The sequence below is a fragment of the Streptomyces sp. PCS3-D2 genome, assembly GCF_000612545.2.
In the GTDB taxonomy this organism is placed as follows: Bacteria; Actinomycetota; Actinomycetes; order Streptomycetales; family Streptomycetaceae; genus Streptomyces.
Genome location: NZ_CP097800.1, coordinates 6,307,833 through 6,332,426, shown reverse-complemented (window position 1 = coordinate 6,332,426; position 24,594 = coordinate 6,307,833). Strand labels below are relative to the sequence as shown.

The 24,594-nt window shown below is 71.8% G+C and carries 26 protein-coding genes; 6 read left to right on the top strand and 20 right to left on the bottom strand.

Annotated elements, in window-relative coordinates:
- Positions 1 to 15: 15 nt before the first annotated feature.
- From AW27_RS28390 to AW27_RS28350, 9 genes are all read right to left on the bottom strand, one after another.
- Entirely contained in the window at positions 16 to 1,839 is a 1,824-nt protein-coding gene (locus AW27_RS28390) for an AGE family epimerase/isomerase (RefSeq protein ID WP_037926192.1), read from the bottom strand.
- A gap of 1 nt (position 1,840) precedes the next feature.
- Complete coding sequence (locus AW27_RS28385; RefSeq protein ID WP_078556879.1) at positions 1,841 to 2,311, bottom strand: VOC family protein; 471 nt, start codon at positions 2,309 to 2,311, stop codon at positions 1,841 to 1,843.
- Positions 2,311 to 2,949 (bottom strand): DJ-1/PfpI family protein, encoded by a 639-nt coding sequence (locus tag AW27_RS28380; protein ID WP_078556877.1) that lies wholly within the window; start codon positions 2,947 to 2,949, stop codon positions 2,311 to 2,313. Before AW27_RS28380 ends, AW27_RS28385 begins: the two co-directional genes overlap by 1 nt.
- A complete protein-coding gene (locus AW27_RS28375; protein WP_037926189.1) occupies positions 2,942 to 4,546 on the bottom strand; it encodes a GMC family oxidoreductase in 1,605 nt (534 codons plus the stop codon). The genes AW27_RS28380 and AW27_RS28375 overlap by 8 nt, the downstream gene beginning before the upstream one ends.
- A gap of 10 nt (positions 4,547 to 4,556) precedes the next feature.
- On the bottom strand, positions 4,557 to 4,928 hold the full coding sequence (locus tag AW27_RS28370; RefSeq protein WP_037926187.1) for a nuclear transport factor 2 family protein: 372 nt from the start codon (positions 4,926 to 4,928) through the stop codon (positions 4,557 to 4,559).
- 13 nt (positions 4,929 to 4,941) lie between these two features.
- Positions 4,942 to 5,397 carry a nuclear transport factor 2 family protein gene (locus tag AW27_RS28365; RefSeq protein ID WP_037926185.1) on the bottom strand — a complete coding sequence of 152 codons (456 nt, stop codon included), beginning with the start codon at positions 5,395 to 5,397 and terminating at the stop codon, positions 4,942 to 4,944.
- A 22-nt stretch (positions 5,398 to 5,419) separates the two neighbouring features.
- Positions 5,420 to 5,854 carry a nuclear transport factor 2 family protein gene (locus AW27_RS28360; RefSeq protein WP_037926183.1) on the bottom strand — a complete coding sequence of 145 codons (435 nt, stop codon included), beginning with the start codon at positions 5,852 to 5,854 and terminating at the stop codon, positions 5,420 to 5,422.
- A gap of 72 nt (positions 5,855 to 5,926) precedes the next feature.
- Positions 5,927 to 7,567: a thiamine pyrophosphate-binding protein gene (locus AW27_RS28355; RefSeq protein ID WP_037926518.1), complete on the bottom strand. Its 1,641-nt coding sequence runs from the start codon at positions 7,565 to 7,567 to the stop codon at positions 5,927 to 5,929.
- A 42-nt stretch (positions 7,568 to 7,609) separates the two neighbouring features.
- A complete protein-coding gene (locus AW27_RS28350; protein WP_037926515.1) occupies positions 7,610 to 8,434 on the bottom strand; it encodes a type 1 glutamine amidotransferase domain-containing protein in 825 nt (274 codons plus the stop codon).
- A gap of 262 nt (positions 8,435 to 8,696) precedes the next feature.
- Here AW27_RS28350 and AW27_RS28345 point away from each other — a divergent pair, with 262 nt between their 5' ends.
- From AW27_RS28345 to AW27_RS34460, 5 genes are all read left to right on the top strand, one after another.
- On the top strand, positions 8,697 to 8,996 hold the full coding sequence (locus AW27_RS28345; protein ID WP_370466598.1) for a UBP-type zinc finger domain-containing protein: 300 nt from the start codon (positions 8,697 to 8,699) through the stop codon (positions 8,994 to 8,996).
- Positions 8,993 to 10,720, top strand: a complete 1,728-nt coding sequence (locus AW27_RS28340; protein WP_052031159.1) for an FAD-dependent oxidoreductase — start codon at positions 8,993 to 8,995, stop codon at positions 10,718 to 10,720. The genes AW27_RS28345 and AW27_RS28340 overlap by 4 nt, the downstream gene beginning before the upstream one ends.
- 73 nt (positions 10,721 to 10,793) lie before the next feature.
- A complete protein-coding gene (locus AW27_RS28335) occupies positions 10,794 to 11,303 on the top strand; it encodes a hypothetical protein (RefSeq protein ID WP_037926181.1) in 510 nt (169 codons plus the stop codon).
- 72 nt (positions 11,304 to 11,375) lie between these two features.
- Positions 11,376 to 11,705 carry a putative quinol monooxygenase gene (locus tag AW27_RS34465; protein ID WP_037926179.1) on the top strand — a complete coding sequence of 110 codons (330 nt, stop codon included), beginning with the start codon at positions 11,376 to 11,378 and terminating at the stop codon, positions 11,703 to 11,705.
- Positions 11,702 to 12,172 (top strand): group II truncated hemoglobin, encoded by a 471-nt coding sequence (locus AW27_RS34460; RefSeq protein ID WP_037926178.1) that lies wholly within the window; start codon positions 11,702 to 11,704, stop codon positions 12,170 to 12,172. Before AW27_RS34465 ends, AW27_RS34460 begins: the two co-directional genes overlap by 4 nt.
- A 63-nt stretch (positions 12,173 to 12,235) precedes the next feature.
- On the opposite strand, the gene AW27_RS28325 is transcribed toward AW27_RS34460, so the two are convergent.
- From AW27_RS28325 to fmt, 7 genes are all read right to left on the bottom strand, one after another.
- Positions 12,236 to 12,688 (bottom strand): barstar family protein, encoded by a 453-nt coding sequence (locus AW27_RS28325; RefSeq protein ID WP_052031158.1) that lies wholly within the window; start codon positions 12,686 to 12,688, stop codon positions 12,236 to 12,238.
- Entirely contained in the window at positions 12,685 to 13,146 is a 462-nt protein-coding gene (locus AW27_RS28320) for a guanyl-specific ribonuclease (RefSeq protein WP_037926175.1), read from the bottom strand. Before AW27_RS28320 ends, AW27_RS28325 begins: the two co-directional genes overlap by 4 nt.
- Before the next feature lie 49 nt (positions 13,147 to 13,195).
- Positions 13,196 to 13,417 carry a CarD family transcriptional regulator gene (locus AW27_RS28315; RefSeq protein ID WP_037926174.1) on the bottom strand — a complete coding sequence of 74 codons (222 nt, stop codon included), beginning with the start codon at positions 13,415 to 13,417 and terminating at the stop codon, positions 13,196 to 13,198.
- Positions 13,418 to 13,546: 129 nt separating this feature from the next.
- On the bottom strand, positions 13,547 to 14,563 hold the full coding sequence (locus AW27_RS28310) for a sugar-binding transcriptional regulator (RefSeq protein ID WP_030841494.1): 1,017 nt from the start codon (positions 14,561 to 14,563) through the stop codon (positions 13,547 to 13,549).
- 124 nt (positions 14,564 to 14,687) lie between these two features.
- Positions 14,688 to 15,374, bottom strand: coding sequence for a ribulose-phosphate 3-epimerase (rpe, locus tag AW27_RS28305; protein ID WP_030036653.1), 687 nt, complete (start codon positions 15,372 to 15,374; stop codon positions 14,688 to 14,690).
- A 411-nt stretch (positions 15,375 to 15,785) separates the two neighbouring features.
- Positions 15,786 to 17,261, bottom strand: a complete 1,476-nt coding sequence (locus tag AW27_RS28300; protein ID WP_037926167.1) for an RsmB/NOP family class I SAM-dependent RNA methyltransferase — start codon at positions 17,259 to 17,261, stop codon at positions 15,786 to 15,788.
- Between the two features lie 109 nt (positions 17,262 to 17,370).
- Positions 17,371 to 18,315 carry a methionyl-tRNA formyltransferase gene (gene fmt / locus AW27_RS28295; RefSeq protein ID WP_037926165.1) on the bottom strand — a complete coding sequence of 315 codons (945 nt, stop codon included), beginning with the start codon at positions 18,313 to 18,315 and terminating at the stop codon, positions 17,371 to 17,373.
- Positions 18,316 to 18,566: 251 nt separating this feature from the next.
- Between fmt and AW27_RS28290 the strand changes: the two genes are divergently transcribed.
- Positions 18,567 to 19,112, top strand: coding sequence for a hypothetical protein (locus AW27_RS28290; protein ID WP_037926162.1), 546 nt, complete (start codon positions 18,567 to 18,569; stop codon positions 19,110 to 19,112).
- A 180-nt stretch (positions 19,113 to 19,292) separates the two neighbouring features.
- Here AW27_RS28290 and AW27_RS28285 read toward each other — a convergent pair whose 3' ends face one another.
- The 4 genes from AW27_RS28285 to rpoZ form a co-directional block, all read right to left on the bottom strand.
- Positions 19,293 to 21,392 carry a primosomal protein N' gene (locus AW27_RS28285; RefSeq protein ID WP_037926159.1) on the bottom strand — a complete coding sequence of 700 codons (2,100 nt, stop codon included), beginning with the start codon at positions 21,390 to 21,392 and terminating at the stop codon, positions 19,293 to 19,295.
- A gap of 164 nt (positions 21,393 to 21,556) precedes the next feature.
- Positions 21,557 to 22,765, bottom strand: coding sequence for a methionine adenosyltransferase (gene metK, locus AW27_RS28280; RefSeq protein WP_037926156.1), 1,209 nt, complete (start codon positions 22,763 to 22,765; stop codon positions 21,557 to 21,559).
- Positions 22,766 to 22,962: 197 nt separating this feature from the next.
- The gene (gene coaBC / locus AW27_RS28275) at positions 22,963 to 24,177 is read right to left on the bottom strand and encodes a bifunctional phosphopantothenoylcysteine decarboxylase/phosphopantothenate--cysteine ligase CoaBC (protein ID WP_037926153.1); all 1,215 of its coding nucleotides are present in this window, start codon (positions 24,175 to 24,177) and stop codon (positions 22,963 to 22,965) included.
- 130 nt (positions 24,178 to 24,307) lie between these two features.
- Positions 24,308 to 24,580: a DNA-directed RNA polymerase subunit omega gene (rpoZ, locus tag AW27_RS28270; RefSeq protein WP_004948662.1), complete on the bottom strand. Its 273-nt coding sequence runs from the start codon at positions 24,578 to 24,580 to the stop codon at positions 24,308 to 24,310.
- Positions 24,581 to 24,594: the final 14 nt, after the last annotated feature.

Genomic DNA, 24,594 nt, shown 5'->3' with positions numbered 1-24,594 from the left:
GCCCCCCGTTGAGCGCTACTTCGCGGCCGTCGGCCGCAGCCGGACCTTGACCTTGACCCGGCTCTGGACGTCGGGGAGGCGCACGGTGAGCGCCTCCGCGTCGAAGTCGGTGTAGGGCTTCTCGTCGATCTCCACGGACGCGATCCGCACCGAGCCGGCGGGCAGCAGGTCGGGCGAGACGCGCAGGACGCGGCCGGGCAGGCCGGTCGGGTCGGGCTGGAAGTGGAAGTCCATCTCCCGGCCGTTGACGAGCAGGTTGTTGTAGACGGCGGCGAGGTAGCAGAGCTCCGCCGAGTGGTACATGGACATCGAGTGGCTGCCCTTGAGCCGCTCGGTGCCGAGCAGGTACGGCGTGCCGCTGGCGAGCACGTTGAAATAGACGGCGCCCTCGTCGTGGTCGAGGAAGAAGGTGTTGTAGAAGGCCTGGGCCTGCCGGGCCTCGCGCAGGTTCGCCTCGCCACCGACCGTGCCGTTCAGGATGAGGTAGGCGAGGATCGCCTGCTCCTGCTGCCACCAGGCCTTGCGGTCGTGCCAGGCGAAACGATACGTCTCCTGGTCACCCTCCTTCACCCGCTCCACGACGTCGTACCAGCCGCCGCGCTGCACGTCGCTGCCGACGGCCGGCATGATCTCGCCGATCTTCCTGGCGAGCTCCTCGTAGGCCGGCTTGGCCTTCAGCGAGTTCATCCGCATCAGGTTCCAGGCGATCTTCAGGTTGTGGCCGACGACCGCGCGGTCCTGCTGCCAGCTGTGCGCCTTGTCGTGGGACCAGTCGCGGAAGAAGCGCTCCTGGACGAAGGGGCTGTTCTTGTAGTCCGGGAACTTGTCCGCGATCGTGTCGAAGGTGTACTCGAGGAAGTCGGCGTACTTCTGCTCGCCCGTCGCCAGGTACAGGTTGATCAGGTAGGCCGGGGCGTGGTCTCCGACCGAGTTCCAGTTCTTGCGCTCGGCGTTCTCGCCCAGGGACTCGTGGTCCGCGCTGAAGAGGATCGGGTCGATGTGGGAGTAGTAGCCGCCCTGCTCCGGGTCGAAGAAGAACTTGTCGAACAGCCGGATCGTGGCGTCCGCGTCGTTCTTGATCCGGACGTCGCCGGTGACCCGGTAGGTCTGGATGGGGCCGGCCAACGCGTAGATCTGCTCGTACATCGGGATCGCGTCGTAGTCGTCGGAGAACTCCGAGGTGAACAGCTTGCGCTCGCTGTCCCCGTCGACGCTGATGCCGTGGTACCAGAAGACCACGTCCTCCTCGCTGTCCACGACCCGCATGTGCTTGCGCAGGTACTCGGTGCCGCGCTCGGCGACCTCCAGGTACTCGTCCTTGCCGGTCAGCAGGTAGGCCGAGGCCATGCCGTACACCAGCCGGGAGATCGTGTCGGTCTCCTGGACGTGGCTGGCGGTCTTGTCACCGCCGAGCCGGATCTCGGTGCGGTAGTCGGTGAAGTCCACCGGTCCGTCGCCGAACTGCGCCCGCCGGTAGAAGTCGGCCAGCGACTCGATCTGCTTGATCCACCAGCTGCCCTCCTCGAACCGGTAGTCCTCGGCGCTGCGGCCCAGGAACACCAGGCGCTTGGCGTCGAAGCGGCCGCCGTGCTCGGGGTAGTGGACGCCGTAGACGAAGAGGAACCGGCCCGGCGAGAGCATCTCGTCGATGTGCCCGGAGGCGTCGATGTAGGGCTCGTCCAGGTTGCGGACCAGCTCGGCGCTGGGGCCGCCGGCCAGCGAGACGTCGCACTCGCGGCCGTCCGAGGTCTTCAGCCGCAGCACGCGCGTACCGGAGTCGAAGCGGACGACGTAGCCCGCGATGGTGTCGGAGAAGGAGAAGCTCACGGCGTCCGCCATGTCATGCACCGTCCTTGTCGTGAGTGCTGTCGTCCTCGTATCCCTGGCTCACTTCGACGATCACCCCGTCGGGGTCGCGGACCCACACGGTCCGCCAGCCGCAGATGAAGTCGTCGAAGTCCAGCGGGCCCAGGGTCACTTCCGCCGCGTCGCCCAGATCGGCCAGGAACGCGTCCACGCTGTCGGTCTGGAACGCCAGGTGGCGCATCCGGCCCGGGGCCTGCGGCCCGTCTCCGCCGGCTGCGGCCGGGGGGACCCCCGGGGCCGTGCGGTCCGGCCCGGCATCCGCTGCGAAGAGCTCCAGGTACGCGTCGCCCTTGCGCAGGAACACGATCTGCGACTCCCCGAGGTCGACCACCCGGGCCCGGGAGAAGCCGAAGTACCGGGTGTAGAAGTCCTCGGTGGTCTTCTGGTCCACGCAGTTCAGGCCCACGTGCGACCACACCATCGGCCGGTCCGCGGCCCCCGGCATCAGGAGGCACCCCCCAGCGGTGGCCGGGGGACGGCCCCCCGGCCCCGGCCGGCCGCGATCAGCTCGATGAGCCGGCGGGCGAACAGGTGGTGGTGGGCCCCGGTGCGGCCGGTGACCAGGTCGCCGTCGACCACGACGTCCTCATCGACGTACTCCCCGCCCATGTTGCGGACGTCGCCGATCAGGTTGTTGTGGCAGACCACCTTGCGGCCGCGGATCTTCCCGGGGATGGAGGAAGCCAGCCACATGCCGTGGCAGATGATCCCCTTGAGGATCGTCGGCTCCTCGAACGCCCGGCGCAGCAGCTCGGTCGCCGGGGCGAGGACGTCGACGTCCTCGGTGTAGCGCAGCCGGTCGGCCACCATGCCCGAGGGCACGATGACCGCCGCGTACCGGCGCAGCTCCTCGTCGCTCAGTCCCTCCAGGGACCGGTCGACGGTGAACGGGGCCCGGTACTCGTGCCCGATGAAGGTGATGGAGTCGTTGCCCCACAGCCGGGTCAGGAAGTCGACCTCGGCGCCCTCCTCGGCGAACCGGTGCTGGTAGTAGAAGATCTCGGGCTCGTAGTAGTCGCTCTCGACCAGGACCGCGATCCGGGTCCCGGACAGGGCACCCTCGCGCAGGACGGCATCAGGCACGGGAGGTCCCCCTCAGGAAGTCCGCCGCGCGCTCGGCGATCATCGCGATGGCGGCGTGGCAGTTGCCCGACGGGACGGCGGGCATCACGCTGGCGTCCACGACGCGCAGGTTGCGCACGCCGTGCACCCGCAGCTGCGGATCGACGACGGCGAGGTCGTCGATGCCCATGCGGCAGGAGCCGGACTGGTGGTGGTAGCTCTCCGACTTCTGCTTCACGAAGGTCCGCAGGTCGTCGTCGCTGACGTGGCCGGGGCCGGGCTGCAGCTCCTGCTTGTACCAGGGCGAGAAGGCCGAGGTCGCGAAGATCTCCCGGGCGATCTTGACGCCCTGCACCATGCGCTCCAGGTCCCACCGGTCGCCCAGGTAGTTCGGGTTGATCAGCGGGTGGGCCAGTGGGTCGGCGCTCGCCAGCCTGATCCAGCCGCGCGAGACCGGGCGCACCACCCCGGGCAGGATGCTCACCGTGTTCGGGTGGTCCCTGCCGACGATCACGTCGAACGGCACGTGGACGAAGGCGATCTGCAGGTCGGGGGCGGGCAGTCCCGGCTGCGAGGACAGGAACAGAGCGCTCTCCGACAGGTTCTGCGCCGGCGGCGGGAGTTCCTGGGTGACCTCGGCCATCAGACCGGTCAGGACGTGGTTGTGGAAGTTCTCGCCGACCCCGGGCAGGGCCGCGGTGACCTCGATGCCGTGCTCGCGCAGCTGCTCGGGGTGGCCGATGCCGGAGAGCAGCAGCAGCTTCGGCGACTCGATCGCCCCGGCGGCCACGACCACCTCGCGCCGGGCCCGTACGGTGTGCGGCCCGGGCGCGGCGGGACTGCTGTGGCCGTCCCGGACGGTCCGACCGGGGAACTCCGCGGGCGCCTGGAGCTGCACGTACTCGACGCCCGTGCAGGTGTCGCCGTCGACGAGGAGCCGGGTGCTCTGCGCGTTGGTGCGCAGGGTCAGGTTCGGCCGGTCGAGGGCGGGCTCCAGATAGGCCGCCAGGGTGCCCTGGCGGCGCCCGTCGGCCACGTCGATGTGGTGCCAGCCGGTGCCGAAGAGCCCGCGCCGGGGCCCGTCGGTGTTGAAGTCGGCGATCTCCTCGTGGCCGAGCTCGACGGCCGCGTCGATGAAGGCGCGGGAGACCGGGTTGGGGCCGTGCAGCCCGGCGTTGGTGATCCGCTGCGGGCCGCGGGTCCCGGTGGTCGCGGCGGTGGCGTCCTCCTGGCCCTCCAGCAGGGCGAAGTACGGCAGCACGTCCTCGTGGGCCCAGCCGGCCGCACCCTGGTAGGCCCAGTTGTCGAAGTCCGAGGCGTGGCCGCGGATGTGCATCATGATGTAGAGGTTGCTGCTGCCGCCGGGGGCCTTGCCGCGCGGCTCGTAGGTACGGCGGCCGTCGAGCCCGGGCTGCGGCGTGCTGGTGTAGCCCCAGTCCACGGGCCCGCCGAGGAGCTTGTACCAGGAGGACGGGTCGTCGACCTCGGGCGGGATCCGGGAGCCGCCCGCCTCCAGGACGAGGACGGAGACGTCCGGGTCCTCGGAGAGCCGGTTGGCCAGCACGCTGCCCGCGGTGCCCGATCCCACGACGACGTAGTCGTACTCTTCCACGCTCACGCCTCCCGCCTCAGTCCTGGCTCAGGGCCTGGAAGGGAACCGTGTCGTGGTAGTTCGCCATGTAGGCGATCTTTCCGTCCACGATCCGGAAGAAGTTCATGACCTCGGCCTCGATGGGCTCTCCGGAGGCGCTGACCGCGGTCAGGTGGGAGACGGCCGCGGCCTTCTCGCCGTCGACGAGGAAGTGCACGGGCTCGTTGCGGAACACCCGGTACATCGTCCCCATGCCCTTCATCATCGAGCGGAGCACCTCCAGGCCCTCGATGTGGCCGGCGAGCTGCTCGTCCATGACCTGGTCGTCGGCGAACAGGTCGCACCAGCGGTCCCAGTCCCCGGCATTGGCGTACTCGTAGTACTTCTGCAGGATCTGTCGTGCGTCCATCGCGCTCATCCCCCTATCGGTCTCTGCGGGTTCCGTCCGGCGCGAACGGCGCCCAGAACTGGCTGAAGGCGGTCGCCGAGTCCCCGAAGAGCCCGTCGCGGCCCTCGACGATCCGGCCGTCGGCCCACCGCATGAAATGGAAGACCGGGTAGTCCATCCGCTCGTACGGGGACCCGCTCGCCTCGGCCGCGCCGGCCCGCAGGGCGACGTTGCGGCACACGTCGGCCGAGCAGTCCGGGCCGACCAGCACCGCCTCCAGGTCCATCCGGAAGGTGCCCCCCGTGAGCTTGTGGGTCTGCCCCATCAGCTCCAGGAAGGCGTCCAGGCTCTCGTACCAGCCGGCCAGGGGGTGGTTGCCCGGCACCAGCCAGCGCAGGTCCTCGGAGTAGTACTGCAGGATCCGCTCCCGGTCGCCGGAGCCGAGGGCGGCGTAGGCCTCCCGGACCCGCTCGGGTGTCACTTCGGTCATCGTCGGTCCTCCTTCACCGCGGTCACAGGGAGCCGGAGCCGGGCATCGGAGCCAGGTCGTTGACGGTGTACTGCTTGATCAGCGGTCCATCGGGGCCGGCGACCACGGTCCAGGTCTGGTCGGCGTCGAAGCCCAGCCACTGGCTGCGGGCGGCCGGCGGGTCCCAGATCTTGGCCTGCCAGTTGACGAGGACCCGGACCACCGCCCGGTCGCCCTCGATGACCGGTTCCACCTTCGTGACCGTGTGCACCTCGTCGAAGAAGCGGTGGGTGACGGCCTCGTACCAGCGGCCGAATCCCTCGTGTCCGAGGAAGGTGTCCTCGGGGACCTTGAACTCCAGGTCCTCGGTGATCAGGGCGAGCACGTCGGCCGGAGCCGCGTGCTGGTCCAGCGCCACGTACCAGTGCTCGGCGAAACTGCGGATCGCGTCCTCGGTCAGCTGCCGCTCGGCGGGCATGCGGTCTCCTCCTGCTTCCGTTTCCGTGCTGGATGACTGGTCGGGTCGGTCGGACTGCGGTGGGCTCCGCGGTCAGATCTGCACGTCGACGAGGAACGGTCCGGGGTGGGACAGCATCCGGCCCACCGCGGCGACCGCCTCGTCCGGCTTCTCCACCCGCATCCCGCCGGCGCCCAGCGAGCGCGCCAGCCCCGCGAAGTCGATCTCGGGGTGCGAGAGGTCGAAGGAGTTCGGGAAGCCGTGCTCCGGGATGTCCCGCTCCCGCCAGTACTGGGCGATGTTGTCGTCCAGCAGCCGGTACTTGCGGTTGTTGCAGACGACGAACTTGGCGTCGATGCCGTGCCGGGCCGCGGTCCACAGCGCCTGGTAGGTGTACATGGAACCGCCGTCGCCGGCGAAGCCCACGACGAGCCGGTCCGGGCGGGCCAGCTTGGCGCCGACGGCCCCCGGGAAGCCCACGCCCAGCGATCCGCCCCGGGTGAGGTGGTAGTCACCGGGGCGTTCCGCCGGCAGGTAGCGGGTGACGAGCGGCGAGGTCGTCAGCGCCTCGTCGAAGACGATCAGGTCCCCGCCGGTGCGCTCGGCCAGGGTCCGCAGGAAGACGGCCATCGGCGTGCCGTCGTCCTGGGTGGCCGCGCCCGCCCCCCGGGACCGTTCCCGGGTCCGTACATCGAGCCGGGCGGCCGCGGCGGCCCGCCGCTGGGGCGTCAGCTGCCGCTCCAGTACGCCGGCCAGCGCCCGCAGCGCCTGCCGGGGGTCCGCGGCGAGGCCCAGGTCGACCGGGTGGTTCTTGGCGATCTCATAGGCGTTGAGGTCGATGTGGACGACCTTCGCGCCGGCCCGGAAGGGGCTCTCCAGCTCGGGGAACACCTCCGGGAAGACATAGGTGCCGACGATCAGCACCCCGTCGGCGTCCGCGACCAGCTCCTTGCTGTGCGGGCCGAACATGTGCCCGGTCTGGCCGCGCCGCAGCGGGTGCGAGGCCGCGATGTTCACCTCGGAGGAGTCGACCTCGTACACGTCGGCGCCCAGCAGCTCGGCGACGGCGGCGAGCTCGCGCTGCGCCCCGGAGAGCGCCACCCCGTCCCCGACCAGCACGACCGGCCGCTCGGCGGAGGCGAGCAGCTCGGCCGCCCGGCCGACCGACGCCGGCGAGGGCGCCACGTCCGTGAGCGGGACCGTGGCCGGCAGGACGGGCTCGGAGTTGAGCTCGTCCAGCACGTCCATCGGCAGCGCCACGAACACGGGCCCGCGGGGCGGGGTGAGCGCGATCTTCACGGCCCTCCGGACGGTGCGGAGCACCGAGCGCGGATCGGTGACGCGGGTCGCGTACTTGGTCACCGGCCTGGCCATCGCCACCAGGTCGGACGCCATCTGCGCGTCCATGGCGTCGTAGCGCACCCCGGCGTCGCCGGCGACGACGACGAGCGGGGTGTGGCCGCGCAGCGACTGGTAGAGCATCCCGATGCCGTTGCCGAGGCCCACCCCGGAGTGCAGCTGGAGCAGGGCCGCGCCGCCGGTCGCGCGGGCGTACCCGTCGGCGATGCCGGCGGCCACGGTCTCCTGGAGGGCGAGGACGTAGCGGAAGTCGTCCGCCGCGTCCACCGCGTCGAGGAATCCCTGTTCCACCGTCCCCGGATTTCCGAACATCACCTTCAGGCCGTCGGCCTTGAACTGCTCGATCAGCCTTTCCCGTCCGGGAGTGGCTTCCATGAATTCCCCCTCGACCATCCGAATTCCCTGCGGTTGCCGGGATTACCAGCCGTATCGGGTGAGCCCGTCCTCCAGGACCTCCACGATCTTCTGCCCCGTCAGATAGGAATCGGGGGTGGAACGTCCGGTGACGAAGGGGAAGTCCACGATCACCGAGACCGGCTTGCCGAAGTTCCCGTGGTACGCGCCGCGCGGTCCCGTCGCGTCGCGCAGGATGTACTCCAGCGGGTACGGCGGCGGCCCCATGTTGAAGTCGGTACCGAGGAACCCGGTGCCGTCCTTGTAGTCGTACTCCTTGCAGTGGCCGGTCACGTGCTTGCCCCAGATGATGCTCTTGCGGTCGTCCCAGTCCCGGGCGAAGGCCAGGCAGGCGACTCCGTAGCACTCGGCGGCCACGACCTTGCCGGCCTTCCGGAAGGCCAGGATCAGGGCGTGCACGCGCTCGTTGTTGGCGAGGTCGGCGATCGGTCCGCTGCCCCCGACGATGAGGATCGCGTCGTATCCGGCGATGTCGGCGTCGAGTTTATCGAGGTCACGGTGGTACTGCTCCAGCTTGGGCAGGTAGGCCGTATCACTCGTGTACGGGCGCTCGGGCACCCAGGCCTCGATGTCGAGGGGGGAGTCCAGTCGGCTCGACCGCTCGAACTCCCGCCCCAGCCGGGCGTTCTCCTCGGTGGTCACCGAGCGTCCGAGCGGGGGGTCGACGTAGTTCGCGTCGAGGCTCGGCGGAAGAGCGTGCGCACGCTTCCCGGTCGGCGTGGCGAATATGACCTCGTAGCCCCGCTCATCGAACTTCGAGATGGGTCCTATCAGTTCTTCGGCCCAGTAACCGTGTTCGGAGACAATGACCAGAATCTTTCTGCTCACGTATTCCTCCAGGCGCCGCCTGTTGTCGTTGGCGTCCCCCACACTGGCCGGGCCCCGAGCCTTCGTCAAAGCGCTGGCATGCGACTTCGTGAGGTAGCGGTACAGCCGGCCGGGGCACCTCAGGAAGTCGTCCGCCGACGTCATGAAGTAGCCGCAGGACTACGTGACTTCGGCCGAATCGGTGAACCATTCCGCCGGGCCCGCCCTAAGGTCTGGACGCGCCGTGAATGGCGGGCGCGCGGGCCGTGTTGCTGTAACGAGCATGAGCACCAGGAGAGGGACGGCGACGATGACCATGGACCTGTTGTGCACACACATCGATCAGATACGTCCGGTGAAGCCCACCGCGGTGGGCTGTGAGGAGTGCCTCCTCGCCGGCGACACGTGGGTGCACCTGAGGCTGTGCCTGAGCTGCGGACACGTCGGGTGCTGCGACTCGTCGAAGAACCGTCACGCCACCCGGCACTACCGGACCACCGAGCACCCGATCGCGGCCTCCCACGAGCCGAACGAGGACTGGGCCTGGTGCTACGCCGACCAGCTGATGCTGGACCCGGCATGAGTGCGGCCCGGGAGAGCTCCCCCGCGCCCGCCCCGTCGCCGGCCGCCACCGCCGAGCGCGCGGAGAGCCGTAAGCCGGTGATACTGGCGGTCGACGACGACCCGCAGGTGCTGCGCGCCGTACGCCGCGACCTGCGCAGCGCCTACGGCGACCGCTACCGGGTGCTCGGCGCCTCCTCGGCCGCCGACGCCCTGAAGATCCTCGACTCCCTCGACGAGCGGGGCCATGACCCGGCGCTGTTCCTCGTGGACCAGCGCATGCCGGACGTGACCGGCGTCGAGTTCCTGCTGGAGGCGGTCAGCCGCTTCCCCGACGCCCGCCGGGTGCTGCTGACCGCGTACGCCGAGACCGACGCGGCGATCACCGCGATCAACCGGGTCCGGCTGGACTACTACCTGCTCAAGCCGTGGGACCCGCCGCACGAGCGGCTCTTCCCCGTCCTGGACGACCTGCTCTCGGACTGGCTGGCGACCTACCGTCCGGCCTACGACGGGATCATCGTCGCCGGTCACCTGGTCTCCCCGGGCACCCACGCCGTACGGGACTTCTTCACCCGCAACGGCCAGCCGTTCCGCTTCCTCAACGTCGAACGGGACCCCGAGGCGCTGACCCTGATCGCCGCCCAGCCGGACGGCGCCCTGCCGCTGGTCCGCTTCCCGGACGGCGCGGTGCTCACGGCACCGACCGACACGCAGCTCGCCCGGCACCTCGGACTGGCCACCACCGCCTCGCGCCCGCACTACGAGTGCGTCATCGTCGGCGCGGGCCCGGCGGGCCTGGCGGCCGGTGTCTACGCGGCCTCCGAGGGCCTGTCCACGCTGATGCTGGACTCCCGTGCCCCGGGCGGCCAGGCCGGCACCTCCAGCCTGATCGAGAACTACCTGGGCTTCCCCTCGGGCCTCTCGGGCGGCGACCTGACCCGTCGGGCGACCATCCAGGCCTCCCGGTTCGGCGCCGAGATCCTGCACCCGGTGGAGGTGGTCTCGCTGACCCGCGACGACCCGGCGAAGATCCTCACCCTCGCCGACGGCACGGAGATCTCCGCCGAGACGGTCCTGCTCGCGACCGGGGTCTCGTACAACCGCCTCGACGCCCCCGGAGCCGAGCGCTTCGAAGGGGCCGGCCTCTACTACGGCGCGGCGACCACGGAGAGCTCGGCCTGCATCTCGCAGCACGTGTTCATCGTCGGTGGGGCCAACTCGGCGGGGCAGGCCGCCGTGCACTTCGCCAAGTACGCCGCCCGGGTGACGATCCTGGTCCGCGCGTCCTCCTTGGACGCGAGCATGTCCCGCTACCTGGTCGACGAGATCGAACGCACCCCGAACATCGAGGTCAGGGTGCGTACCACGGTCGTCCGGCTGGACGGCGAGGAGCACCTGGAGCGGCTGACCCTCCACGACGCGGAGACCGGCCGGGACACCGAGGTCCCGGCGCGCTTCATGTTCACCTTCATCGGGGCCCGCCCGCACACCGACTGGCTCGCCGGCGTGGTCGAGCGGGACGAGTACGGCTTCGTCCTGACCGGTTCGGACCTGATCGCGAACGGCGGCGAGCTCCCGGCCGAATGGAGCCTGGAACGTGCGCCCTACCCGCTGGAGACGAGCGTGCCCGGGGTCTTCGCTGCGGGCGACGTCCGCGCCCATTCGGTCAAGCGGGTGGCTTCGGGTGTGGGCGAGGGGGCCATGGCGGTCTCTCTGATCCACCGCTACCGCTCGATGGGCTGAGACGGGCCGGGTGGGCTGAGAGCGAACGCTGTGCCCTTGTGATCAAGGGCACAGCGGATGCAACGTTGATTACATGATTACTGCCGAACAGAGCGAACAGCTCCGCGCGTGGTTCGCCGAGCGCCTGCCGGTGGACGTCTACGAGTCCCTCGACCCGGTCACCGCCGACCGTGAGGAGATCACGGTCGTCGGCGTCATACCGGCGGCCGAGTCGGTCCGGGAGTTCCGCGAACGCACCCGCGAACAGCGCATGGAAGTGGCCCGCGAGGCCGAGGAGCTCTACCGCCGCAAGGTCGCCTGGGGCGTCCGGGTGGGTGACGAGACGACCCTCTTCACCCACCTCGCCGTGCCCGTCATGACCCGGCTGCGCCAGTCCGAGCGCCAGGTCCTCGACACCCTGGTCGCCGGCGGCGTGGCCCGCAGCCGGGCCGACGCGCTGGCCTGGTGCGTCCGCCTCGTCGGGCGCAACACCGACAGCTGGCTGACGGAGCTGCGCGACTCCCTCGACCAGGTCGGCCGGGTCCGCGCGCAGGGGCCCGACGTCACCGGGCCGACCGACTCCATGAAGTCCGGGTCCGAATGACGAATCCGCCCCACGGCGCCGTGTGATCGCGTAAGGCTGGCCGAGACCTACACCCAGGGAGAGGTACGCACCATGACGACCACCGTCGAATACATCCGCTACCGGATCGCATTGGACGACCAGCAGGCCTTCGAGGACGCGTACGCCCGGGCGGCCGAGTCCCTGGCCGCCTCGCCCGAGTGCCTCGACTACGAACTGGCCCGATGCGAGGAGGAGAAGGAGCGCTACATCCTCCGGATCCGCTGGACCTCCATCGAGGACCACCTGGGCGGGTTCCGCAAGGGAGAGCACTTCCCGGCCTTCTTCGCCGCGATCCGTCCGTACGTGGCGGCCATCGAGGAGATGCAGCACTACCTCGTGACGGGCGTCGTGGGCACCGGGAAGGGCGCCGGACAGCGATGAGCACCACACCCACCATCTACGAGTGGATGGGCGGGGCGGAGGCGATGAACCGCCTCACGGACGCCTTCTACGCCCACGCCCTCCAGGACGAGATCCTTGCCCCGGTCTTCGCCGGCATGGACTCGGAGCACCCCCAGCACGTCGCGGTCTGGCTGTCGGAGGTCTTCGGCGGGCCGGCCGACTACACCGCCCGGCACGGCGGCCACCAGCACATGGCCACCAAGCACCTCGGCCGGGCGATCACCGAGGAGCAGCGCCGCCGGTGGGTGGACCTGCTCATGGACACCGCCGACGAGGTGGGCCTCCCGGCGGACCCCGAGTTCCGTGGGGTGTTCGCCTACTACATCGAGTGGGGCACCCGCATGGCCCTGATCTACTCGGGCCCCAACCCCCCGCCGGTCGACGCGGCCGAGATCCCGGTCTGGTCCTGGGGCCAGACTCCGCCCTGGATCCCGAAGACGGACTGACGACGACGCGACCGGGTGGCTCGGGGCCACCCGGTTCGCCGCGCTCCCCTCCGGCCCGCCCCGTCAGCCCCGCCGGCGCCCGGGGCGCGGCGTCCGGGGCGGAGCCCCGGCAGCCCCCCGGTGCCCGCTCTCCGGCTCCGACTCGTCCAGCACCACGGCGAGCCCGGAGTTCCCCTCCCCCGAGCCCCGGTCGCGCCAGAAGTCCACCGCTTCCTCCAGGACGTCCACGAACGTCTCCCACTCCGAAGGCCTCGCGCCGGCGTACCCGCGCCACGACGTCACGGCGACCAGTCGCCCCGCGGCCCCGGCCTCCGGCAGCCAGGACAGATCGCGCAGCGCATCCGCGAGCGCGTCCCAGTTCCCGCCGAACCACCGCGGCAGCCGCAAGGCCTCCTCGCACCGCGCCATGAGCCCGGACTTGTCCCGTACGCCGTCCAGGTCCAGCCGTACCGTCGGCCGGCCCGCGGCCTCGGCGGCGGCGAGGGCCGGGGCGAGCGGCTGTGGGTGCAGGGTCATCGGAGAACCGCCTTGAAGGTCTGGTAGTGGTCGTCCGTGTAGTAGAACTCCCCGCCCTCACCCGTCACGATCCGCCGGGCCCCCCGGTCCCGCTCCCCCGGCGTGCGCACCGTGAACTCGTGGTAGTAGCCGCGCTTCTGGCGCGGCAGGACCTTCTCGAAGTTCCCGAAGACGGTACCGTCCTGCCGGTACGGGTACGGACCGCCCCGGTCGATGAGCGCGAGGACGTCCACCGCCTGCCGGGGCAGCGCGTCGGCGCGCACGACGGCCATCCCCCGCGCCCAGCCCGGAACCGCATCGGGCGCGGCGGTGGATGCCGCGCTGGGGTCGGTGCTGCCGCTCGCGACGGCGGGGCCGGGCTTCTGGGCGCCACAGCCCACCGTCGCGACGAGCGCGGCACAGAGGAACACCGCCCCCAGCGAACGCAGCAGCCATCGGGGCACGTTCCGGAAGATCATGCAGCGATCGTGTCAAAGATGCGATTCGCCCGCGAATCGCCCGGTCGCGTCAGAGCACGGCCATCTTGCTGTAGGGGCTCAGGATGCGCTTCTGGACGGCACCGAAGTCGACGAGAACGGCGATCCCCTCCTCGATACCGACGACACGGCCGAGGCCGTGCTCGTCGTGAGTGACCCGATCGCCGACGCTGAACTGCCGGATGGGCTGTTCCACGGGGGCCTTGAACGGGCTGGACGGCAGATGGCGGCGAGGAGCTGCTGGCTTTGTCATCGGAATCAGTATGCGCCCGGCGAGCCTTCGTGCGGTGGTACTTCGGATCTCGATCCGGGCACCATCCGTACCACCGGCATCCCGCGACGGTGTCCGCGCGCGGTGGCCGGTGACGCCTCACGGGCCGTCCTACAGGTCGTCGGGGTCGGCCCGGTCCAGCGCCGGCCGCAGCCCCGGAGCCGACTCGGTCAGCAGGTAGTCGGCGACGGCGGTGTCCGTGACCAGGCTGGTCACCAGCCCTGATCTCAGCACCGCGCCGATCGCGGAGGCCTTGCGCAGGCCGCCCGCGATCGCCACCACCTCCGGGATCCGGCGCAGCCGGTCCGCCTCGACCGTGATGCACCGCTCGCCGAGGTCCCGGCCGACCCGCCGGCCCTCGGCGTCGAAGAGGTGGGCCGACATTTCGGCGGCGACACCCAGCGAGGCGTAGTGGGCGCGTTCCTCGTCGGTCAGCATGTCGTGGACGGTCGAGATGCCCGGCTCCCACGAACCGATGGAGACGGCCGCGACCGTGACCTTGTCGAAGTAGTCGAAGGCGCGGGCGATCCCGGTCTGGCTGCGCAGCGCCGCCGCCGTCGCGGGGTCGGGCAGCAGCATGGGCGCGTAGATCGGGTGCGCGTCCCCGCCCGAGACCTGCGCGGCCCGGCGCACGGCCTCGACCGAACCGCGCTCCGCGGTCCCGGCGTCGTACACACCGGTCAGCTGGACCACGGTGCACTGCGGCAGGCGGTGCAGGGAGGCGGCCATGTGGATGGTCGACCGGCCCCACGCGAGGCCCAGCACGTCTCCCTCACTGACCAGTTCGCCCAGCAGGTCCGCGGCGACGGCGCCCAGGTTCTCGGGGTCCGGGGCGTCCTCGGTGGCGTCGGCGGGCGACTCCACCACGACGGCGTGCCGGAGGCCGTACCGGGCCCGGAGCGCGTCCGACCGCTCCGCGTCGAGCTCGGCCGGTACCCGAATCTCGATCCGTACGAGGTCGCGTTCGAGGGCGGTCTCCAGGACCCGGGCCACCTTGAAGCGGCTCACGCCGAACTCCTCGGCGATCTGAATCTTGGATTTGCCCTCCAGGTAGAAGCGGCGGGCCATGGCCGCCGCCTGCACCAGCTCCGCGGGTCCCATCCGCAGGGCTGACCGTCCCGCCGACATTGCAGACACCGCGCTCTCCTCACTGCTGTTCACACTCTCGACTCGCCGTTCATCCTGTCAGATCCGACGGCCGTTGATCAGCCTGGACAGCTCCCGTTCACCGAGCTGTTCATCAACCCTTGGTTCAGTGGTCGCACGCCCACGGCGCCGCGGCGATCGCCGCACCCGCCTGGTCACGCAGCGTACGGACGGCGGCCGCCGGATCCACCGCTCCGTAGACCGCGCTGCCCGCGACGAAGACGTCCGCGCCGGCTTCGGCACAGCGCTCGATGGTCGAGGCCGACACCCCGCCGTCGACCTGGAGCCACAGCTCCAGACCGTGCTTGGCGATCAGCTCCCGGGTACGGCGGATCTTGGGCAGCATGATGTCGAGAAAGGGCTGGCCGCCGAAGCCCGGCTCGACCGTCATGATCAGCAGCATGTCGAGCTCGGGGAGGATGTCCTCGTACTGCTCGATCGGCGTCGCGGGCTTGAGGGCCATGGAGGCCCGCGCCCCCTTGGCCCGGATCTCCCGCGCGAGGCGTACGGGCGCCGCCGCGGCCTCGGCGTGGAAGGTGACCGACCCCGCGCCCGCCTCCACGTACTGCGGGGCCCAGCGGTCCGGGTTCTCGATCATCAGGTGCAGGTCCAGCGGGATGTCCGTGGCACGGCTCAAGGACTCCACGACCGGCATGCCGAGGGTGAGGTTGGGGACGAAGTGGTTGTCCATGACGTCGACGTGCAGCCAGTCGGCCCCCTCGACGGCCTTCGCCTCCTCGGCGAGACGGGCGAAGTCGGCGGACAGGATGCTGGGATAAATCTGAGCGGCCATGCCCCAAGCCTGCCATGCCTGCGGCCGGTTCCGGCCATGGCCCCGCACGTCAGGATTTCCGCAGCAACGCTAAAGCAATGATCAAGAATATGTGAATTCTGCTTATGGATCAACTTCGGCACGGTCCCGCCTCCGCGGACGCCGGAGCACCGGCCCGCGTGGTCACCCCGAACGGCACGGCCCCGGTGGCCGATGCCGCGACCTGTGCGACCGTGCGTTCTTCGGGGTGGCGGGCCACCCCGAAGAGCGAGAGGCCCTCACGCGTCGGCATCGGCCGGGGCGCCATGCCGTCCACCGCCCGGTGGACGATCTCCTCGGCCCGGTCGGACCCGCTCAGCGGGAAGGACGCCCCGGCCCGCAGTGGATGCGGCCGTCCGGTTCGACCCGGGTCGGCTCTGATCCGCGGGAGAACTACGCCGTACGCCTCAGCAGGGCCAGGTACATCGCGTCCGTCCCGTGCAGGTGCGGCCACAGCTGGACGTCCGGGCCGTCGCCGAGGCCGGGGACACCGGCCATGAAGGGCCTGGCGTCGACGAGTTCGGCGGACACCGGGGCGTTGCCGGCGCCGCGGCCCTTGAGGACGTCGTCCACCACGACCCGGGTCTCCGCCAAATGCGGCGAGCACGTCGCGTAACCGACGACCCCGCCGACCCGCACCGCCGACAGCGCCTGCCGCAGCAGCCCGCGCTGCAGCGGGGCGAAGCCCTCCAGGTCCTCCGGGCGTCGCCGCCAGCGGGCCTCCGGGCGGCGGCGCAGGGCACCCAGGCCGGAGCACGGCACGTCCATCAGGACGCGGTCGAAGGAGCCCGGCAGCCACGCCGGACGGGTGCCGTCCGCCGTGATGACCTGGTACGGGCCCGGGTTGCCGGAGAGAGCCCGCTCCACCAGCCGGGCCCGGTGCGGCTGCTTCTCGGAAGCCAGCAGGAACGCCCCGCGCTCGGCCGCGAGCGCGCCGAGCAGAGCCGCCTTGCCGCCCGGCCCGGCGCAGCCGTCCAGCCAGCGCTCGTCACGGCCCTCGACGGGCACGGCCGCCAGGGCCATCGCCACCAACTGGCTGCCCTCGTCCTGGACGCCGGCGCGGCCCTCGCGCACCGCCTCCAGCGCGCCCGGCTCACCTCCCTCGGCCATCCGCACGGCGTACGGCGACCAGCGCCCGGGGAGCGCCGACTCCTCGCCGACCGCCGCCAGCAGCTCCTGGGGCGTGGACCGGCCGGGCCGGGCCACCAGCGTGACCTCGGGCCGCTCGTTGTCGGCCTCCAGCAGGTCCTCGATCCCGGCGCGCCCGCCCCCCAGCGCGTCCCACAGGGCGCTGACGACCCACCTGGGGTGCGAGTGGTAGATGGCGAGGTGCTCCTCGGCGTCGTCCTCGTACGGCGGCGCGACCCGCTCCAGCCAGCCGTCCAGGTCGTGCGCGGCGATCTTCCGCAGCACGGCGTTGACGAACTTGGCGCGTCCGTCCCCGAGCACCACCCGGGCCAGCTCCACGCTCGCCGAGACGGCGGCGTGGGTGGGGATCCGGGTGCCGAGCAGCTGGTGCGCGCCGAGGGAGAGGACGTCCAGCACCGGCGGGTCGACCTCGCGCAGCGGGCGGTCGATGCAGGCCCTGATGACCGCGTCGTAGGTGCCCTGGCGGCGCAGCGTCCCGTACACCAGCTCGGTGGCCAGCGCCGCGTCGCGCGCCTGGAACGCCTCGTCCTGGCGGGCCTTCCTGAGGAGCGGCGGCAGCACGAGGTTCGCGTAGGCGTCGCGTTCGTCCACCGCCCGCAGGACCTCGAAGGCCAGCATCCGGACGGGGTCCTTCTGGGGCCGGCGGTAGGGCTTGGCCTGCTTGCCGCCCGCTCCTGCGGGGGCGGGCCTGCGGCGGGGCTGACGGGGCTGTTCGCTCACGTGAAAGGTGCTCCGGATGTACGAGTGCTACGGGTGCTACAGGTGCTAAGACTGCTGCGGGTGGACCGTGCGGGGAGGACGCCGTGTGTCTGCGGCACGGCCGCACTGTTCAGCCTACGTCGGCCCCGCCGAGCCGCTCACCGGGGGCGATCCGCACCCCGCGCGCCCAGTCGGCGGCGCGCATCGGCTTCTTCCCCTGCGGCTGGACCCAGAGCAGCTCGACGGCGTGGGAACCGGTGCCCGCGTACACGTTGTTCTTGGCGGCGGACAGCACGCCGGGCCGCAGGTCCGTACGGTCGGCCACCATCCCGAGGGAGATCAGCTTGAGCCGCTCCCCGCGGAAGACGGTCCACGCGCCCGGGGCGGGCGTGCAGCCGCGCACGACGCGGTCGGCGCGCATCGCGGGGGCCGTCCAGTCGATCCGTGCGTCCTCCACCGTGATCTTGGGTGCGAGGGAGATCCCGTCGAGGGGCTGGGCGACGGCGCGCAGGGTGCCGTCCTCGATGCCGTCCATGGTGGCGGCGAGGAGGCCTGCGCCGGCGAAGGCGAGGCGGGTGAGCAGGTCGCCGCTGTTGTCGGTCGGCCGGATCTCCTCGGTGAGGACGCCGTAGACCGGGCCCGAGTCCAGGCCCTCCTCGATCTGGAAGGTGGAGGCGCCGGTGAGCTGGTCGCCCGCCATGATCGAGTGCTGGACGGGTGCCGCTCCGCGCCAGGAGGGCAGGAGCGAGAAGTGCAGGTTGACCCAACCGTGGCGCGGGATGTCGAGGGCGCTCTTGGGGAGGATGGCCCCGTAGGCCACGACGGGGCAGCAGTCGGGGTCGATCTCGCGCAGCCTGGCCTGGAACTCGGGGTCGCGCGGCCGGGTGGGCTTGAGGACCTCGATGCCGGCTTCCTCCGCGCGTTCGGCGACCGGGCTGGCGACCAGCCGGCGGCCGCGGCCGGCCGGTGCGTCGGGCCGGGTGACGACGGCCGCGACCTCGTGCCGCCCGGAGGCGATCAGGGCGTCCAGGGCGGGTACGGCGACCTCGGGGGTGCCTGCGAAGACGAGCTTCACTGGGGGTCCTACCTCGCTATGTCGGCTGTCAGCAGCGCACCAGTCTATGGGGCGTCAGCCGGACGCCCCACCTGTGGTGCCGAGGGGGCGTGCGTACAAGCGCGCGCCACTCGCATATGCCGACACGCCCCCACAGCGTGACCTGCACGACGGGTGGCGCGTTGGTCAAGAGAGATTGACCGAAACGGGCCGCGTGTGAACGATGTCTGCGGCCCGGTCCGCCCTTCAGCACCGGTTCGAGAGGCTTCTTCATGGCCGACCACGCCACCCACGACGCCCAAGCCCGGGCCAGCCTGCACCTCCTGGTACGGGACATCGAGCGGGTTCGCCGGCAGGTGGACGCCCTGCGTACGCTCACCGCCCAGCTCGGCAACGTGTACCGCCCGCGTCGCTCGGGCCCCTCCACGGGCTTCGTCGTCTACGGCCGGGCGCCCGCGCCCACCGTCCGCCTCGCCCAGGAGCTGCGGGACAGCGTGGAGACGCTGGTCACCGCCGCGGTGGACTTCGACCGCTCGCTCGGCTTCTCCTGGGACGCGGTCGGTTCCGCGCTCGGTGTCACCAAGCAGGCCGTGCACCGCCGCTACGGCGCCCGCCGCGCGCAGTCGGCGGAGGCGGCGGAGCCACTGGCCGAAGCGACGGCCACCCGCACCATGGGGCCGCTGCCGACCGTTCCGGCCGCCCGTTCGATGCCGCCGCAGCCGGTGCGCGAGGAGGCGCAGGCCACCGCCGGCTCCGCCGGGCGCGGTCTCGGGGACGCTCCGCGCTCCCCCGCCCTGCCCGGTCCGCGCAACGGCTGACGCCGTCCTGCCGCCGGGACGCCGACCCCCGACGGCCGGCCCCGGGCCGCCGCGCACGAGTCCGCCCCGGTGGGGACGCCCCTGCGGCTCCCCGCCGGGGCCTCGACGTTCCCGGATGCCATGCCTCCCCTCGGCCCCGCGTGCGGCCTGCGAAGCCGCCCCGGCCGCGGGCGGCGGCCGTCAGCCGATGTCCGACGGGTCGATTCGCACCCGCACCGCGTCCGCCGCCGGGACACCGCGGGCCAGGCGCGCCGCCTGGGCGGACTTCAGGGCGGCCGCGAGGGCCGCTCCGCTGCCGGGCGGGACCCTGACCAGGGCCCGCTCCCCCGGGGACGGCTCCCCGCGCCGTCCGGGCAGCGGCACCGGGCCGAGGATCTCGGCATCGGGCGGCAGTCCGGCTCCCGCCAGGAATGCCTCCACCGCTTCGCCCCGACCTGCGACCGCGGCCATCCGGGACACGGGCGGGAAGCCGAGCTGGGCCCGCTCCGCGAGTTCCCGTACGGCGTGCCCCACCGGGTCCCACCGGACGAGGGCCTGCACGGGCCGCAGCGTCGGCTCGGCGACCACCACGACCTGGCCGTCCGCGCGGACGAGGGAGGCTGCGGCGATCCAGCGCCGCAGGGCGTCCTCCCCGGCCCGCAGGTCGGGGCGGGTGAGCATGGCCCAGCCGTCGAGCAGCAGCGCCGCGGCGTATCCGGCGCCCGCCGCGACCGGCTCGGCGCCGGGGGTGCTCACCACGAGCGCCGGCCGGTCCGGCACCTCGTCCAGGACGTGATCGCGGCCGGAGGTGCGCACGGGCACGGCCGGGAAGGCCCGCCCCAGTTCCTCGGCGGTGCGGCGGGCGCCGACGACCTGCGCACGCAGGCGGAAGGACCCGCATTCCCCGCAGTGCCAGGACGGCTCGCCCCGGCCGCACCAGCCGCACGTCAGGTCCCGTGCGTCGGGGGCCTCCAGGGGGCCGGCGCAGACGGTGCAGCGGGCGGGTGTCCGGCACCGCTCGCACGCCAGGCGGGGAACGTACCCCCGGCGGGGCACCTGGACGAGGACGGGACCGGACGTCAGCCCCTCCCGTACGGTCTCCCACGCCAGGCTGGGGAGCCGCGCCGCGCGGGCCGCCTCGTCCCGGGCCAGCAGTTCGTCGCCGACGGTGCGGATCCGGGGCGCTGCGGCCCGGACGGTCTCGCGGGCCGCCACGAGTGGGCGGGCCCAGCCCGACTCGACGAGTTGGGCGGCCTCCACGGTGCAACTGGTGCCGCCGGCGAGGAACGCGCAGCCGTCGCTGACCGCGCGCAGTTCGAGGACCTCGCGCACGTGCGGGAACGGCGCCCGGTCCTCGCTGTGGCTGGAGTCGCCGTCGTCCCAGATCGCGACCAGGCCGAGGTCGCGGACGGGAGCGAACATGGCGGCCCGGGTGCCGATGACGGCGCGGACCGAGCCCCGGTGGACGGCGAGCCACTGGCGGTAACGCTTCTCGGGACCGGACTCGGCGGTCAGCAGGGCGTGCCGTCCTTCGCCGAGCAGGGAGGTCAGGGCGGCGTCGACCCGGCCGGCGGTCCGGCCGTCGGGGAGCACGGCGAGGGCACCACGGCCGGAGGCGAGGGTGGCGGCCATCGCCCGGGCGAGTTCGTCGGCCCAGCCCGGGCCGGGCAGGGCGGTCCACACGGCGCGCGGTGCGGCGCCGCCGGCGAGGGCCCGCAGGAAGCCGGGACCGGCACCGTAGCGCTCCCAGCCGCCGGGGCCGGGGGCCGCGGGCGGCGGCAGCGGCTCCGGGGAGGGCTTGGCCTCGGCGCGGGCGTTGCGTGGGGGCAGGGCGAGCTGGAGGACGTCGGCGAGGCTGCCGGCGTAGCGGTCGGCGACGGCCCGGGTGAGGGCGAGCATGCGCGGGCCGAGCACGACCTCGGGCGAGACCACTTGGGCGAGGGCGGCGAGCGCACCGTTGTAATCGGACTCGGCAAGGCGCTCGACGATGAAACCGTCGATGAGGCCGCCGCCCTCACGGCGGCCTCCGTGCACCTGGTGGGAGCCCGCGCCGAAGCGGACTCGGACGCGGACGCCGGGCTGGGCGGCATCGGAGAGCTCGGCGGGCACGGCGTAGTCGAAGGTGCGGTCGAGGTGGAGCACGCCCTTGTTCACGAGGACCCGGGCGACGGGGAGTTCTGCGGCCAGGGCGGCCCCCCGCCAGGTGCGCGGCTTCGCCTTGGGCGCCTTGGCCTTGGCCTCGGCGACCATCTCCCGGATCAGCGCGAGCTGCTCCGGTGGGGAATCGTTCGCGCTGCTCACATCAGCATTCTTACCAAACCGCGCTGACACCGGGCACACGGCCGCGGGGGCGCACGGCCGCAGGCCCGGCCGGGCAGGCCGGCCCGGTGGGACCCGCGGGCCCATGGGAAGGGCCCCGGACCGTGGGGTCCGGGGCCCTTCGCGCGTGGTACTTCCGGTGGTGCCTACAGACCGGCGGCGGCGCGCAGGGCGTCGACGCGGTCGGTGCGCTCCCAGGTGAAGTCCGGCAGCTCGCGGCCGAAGTGGCCGTAGGCGGCGGTCTGGGCGTAGATCGGGCGCAGCAGGTCCAGATCGCGGATGATCGCGGCCGGGCGCAGGTCGAAGACCTCGCCGATCGCCTCCTCGATCTTCTGGACCTCGACCTTGGCGGTGCCGAAGGTCTCGACGAAGAGACCGACGGGCTCGGCCTTGCCGATGGCGTACGCGACCTGGACCTCGCAGCGCGAGGCGAGGCCGGCGGCGACCACGTTCTTGGCGACCCAGCGCATGGCGTAGGCCGCGGAGCGGTCGACCTTGGACGGGTCCTTGCCGGAGAAGGCGCCGCCACCGTGGCGGGCCATGCCGCCGTAGGTGTCGATGATGATCTTGCGGCCGGTCAGGCCGGCGTCGCCCATGGGGCCGCCGATCTCGAAGCGGCCGGTCGGGTTCACGAGCAGGCGGTAGCCCTCGGTGTCGAGCTTGATGCCGTCCTCGACGAGCTGGGCCAGGACGTGCTCGACGACGAACTCGCGGATGTCGGGCGCGAGCAGCGAGTCGAGGTCGATGTCGGAGGCGTGCTGCGAGGAGACCACGACGGTGTCGAGGCGGACGGCCTTGTCGCCGTCGTACTCGATGGTGACCTGGGTCTTGCCGTCGGGGCGCAGGTACGGGATGGTCCCGTTCTTGCGGACCTCGGACAGGCGGCGCGAGAGCCGGTGCGCGATGTGGATCGGCAGCGGCATGAGCTCGGGCGTCTCGTCGCAGGCGTAGCCGAACATCAGGCCCTGGTCGCCGGCGCCCTGCTTGTCGAGCTCGTCCTCGTCGCCCTCGACGCGCTTCTCGTAGGCGGTGTCGACGCCCTGCGCGATGTCCGGGGACTGCGCGCCGATGGACACCGACACGCCGCAGGAGGCGCCGTCGAAGCCCTTCTTCGAGGAGTCGTAGCCGATTTCGAGGATCTTGTCCCGGACGAGCTGCGCGATCGGCGCGTAGGCCTTCGTCGTCACCTCACCCGCGATGTGGACGAGACCGGTGGTGATGAGGGTCTCCACGGCGACGCGCGAGGTCGGATCCTCGGTGAGGAGTGCGTCGAGGATCGTGTCGCTGATCTGGTCAGCGATCTTGTCGGGGTGGCCCTCGGTCACGGACTCCGAGGTGAACAGACGACGGGACACAACGCTCCCTGGGGTTGCAGCGGCTGCTGGCTGATCATTTGGCGGAACCACATCGGGGGCTGCGCCCGATCACGTTCCGGATGCAGTTTATCGGTCGCCACCGTTGCCCGGACCATCCGTCTCGCCTTGTGGGAGCCGTGTGACCTGCGGCACTCCCATTCTTGCGTACGGAGGTGACCGAGTGAAGGGGAATCGACTCAGGCGCGTCGCGACGCGAACCGCTGCGTAACCCGGTCCCAAATCGCCTCAGCCAGCGCCTCCTTCGGACCATAGGGCACAGGATATTCCGACCCGTTGGAGTCCAGGATGGCCGCCTCGTTCTCCTCGGATCCAAAGGTTCGGGTCGCGCCGACCTCGTTCACGACGAGAAGATCACATCCCTTGCGGCGCAGCTTGGCCCGGCCGTTGTCGAGGACGTCGTCGGTCTCGGCGGCGAAGCCCACCACCACCTGGCCCTCGCGGGCCCGGTCGGCCGAGATCTCGGCGAGGACGTCCGGGTTGCGCACGAGCGCGACCGGGGCGGGGTCCTCCCCGTCCTTCTTCTTGATCTTGCCGTCGGCGTACTCGGCGGGCCGGAAGTCGGCCACGGCCGCGGCCATGACCACGGCGTCGGCGTCCGGCGCCGCCTTGAGCACGGCTTCCCGCAGTTGTACGGCCGTCCCCACGCGTACGACGTCCACCCCGGCGGGGTCGGCCAGCGCGGTGTTGGCCGCGACCAGGGTGACCCGCGCCCCGCGGGCGACGGCCGTGCGGGCGAGCGCGTAGCCCTGCTTGCCGGAGGAGCGGTTCCCGAGGAAGCGCACCGGGTCCAGCGGTTCCCTGGTGCCGCCCGCACTGATCACGACGTGGCGGCCGACCAGATCCGGCTCGGCCGCGCCGCGGCGCAGGACCTGTCGGCACACCTCGAAGATCTCTTCGGGGTCGGGCAGCCGCCCCTTGCCGGTGTCCTTGCCGGTGAGCCGGCCCACGGCGGGCTCGATGACAAGGGCGCCGCGGCGGCGCAGAGTGGCCACGTTCTCCCGGGTGGCCGGGTGCTCCCACATCTCGGTGTGCATCGCGGGGGCGAAGACGACCGGACAGCGGGCGGTGAGCAGCGTGTTCGTGAGCAGGTCGTCGGCGAGCCCGTGGGCGGCCCTGGCCAGCGTGTCGGCGGTGGCCGGGGCGACGACGACGAGGTCGGCGCCCTGGCCGATGCGCACGTGCGGCACCTCGTGGACGGTATCCCACACTTCGGTGGAGGCGGGGTTCCCGGAGAGGGCGGCCCAGGTGGCCTCGCCGACGAAGTTCAGGGAGGCCGCCGTGGGCACCACCCGCACGTCGTGCCCGGACTCGGTCAGCCGGCGCAGCAGCTCGCAGGCCTTGTAGGCGGCGATCCCGCCGCTCACGCCCAGCACGACCTTCGGCTTACCCATCTGCGCACACCCCTTTTGACACTTTCGACTCGTCCGCCGCGTTCGGCTCTGATCGTCGTACCCATCCATGACACACCACAGGCCCGGCAGATGTTCTGCCGGGCCTGTGGTGAAGGAATCCCTCGGTGCCTTACTGGGCCGGGGCCTCGATGGCCTCGGAGGTCAGCAGACCCGCGTTGATCTCGCGCAGTGCGATCGAAAGCGGCTTCTCGTGGACGTGGGTGTCCACGAGCGGGCCGACGTACTCGAGCAGGCCCTCACCGAGCTGCGAGTAGTACGCGTTGATCTGACGCGCGCGCTTGGCCGCGTAGATCACGAGGCTGTACTTCGAGTCAGTGGCCTCGAGCAGCTCGTCGATCGGCGGGTTGATGATGCCCTCGGGCGCAGTGATGGAAGAGGACACGCTCTACCTTCCGA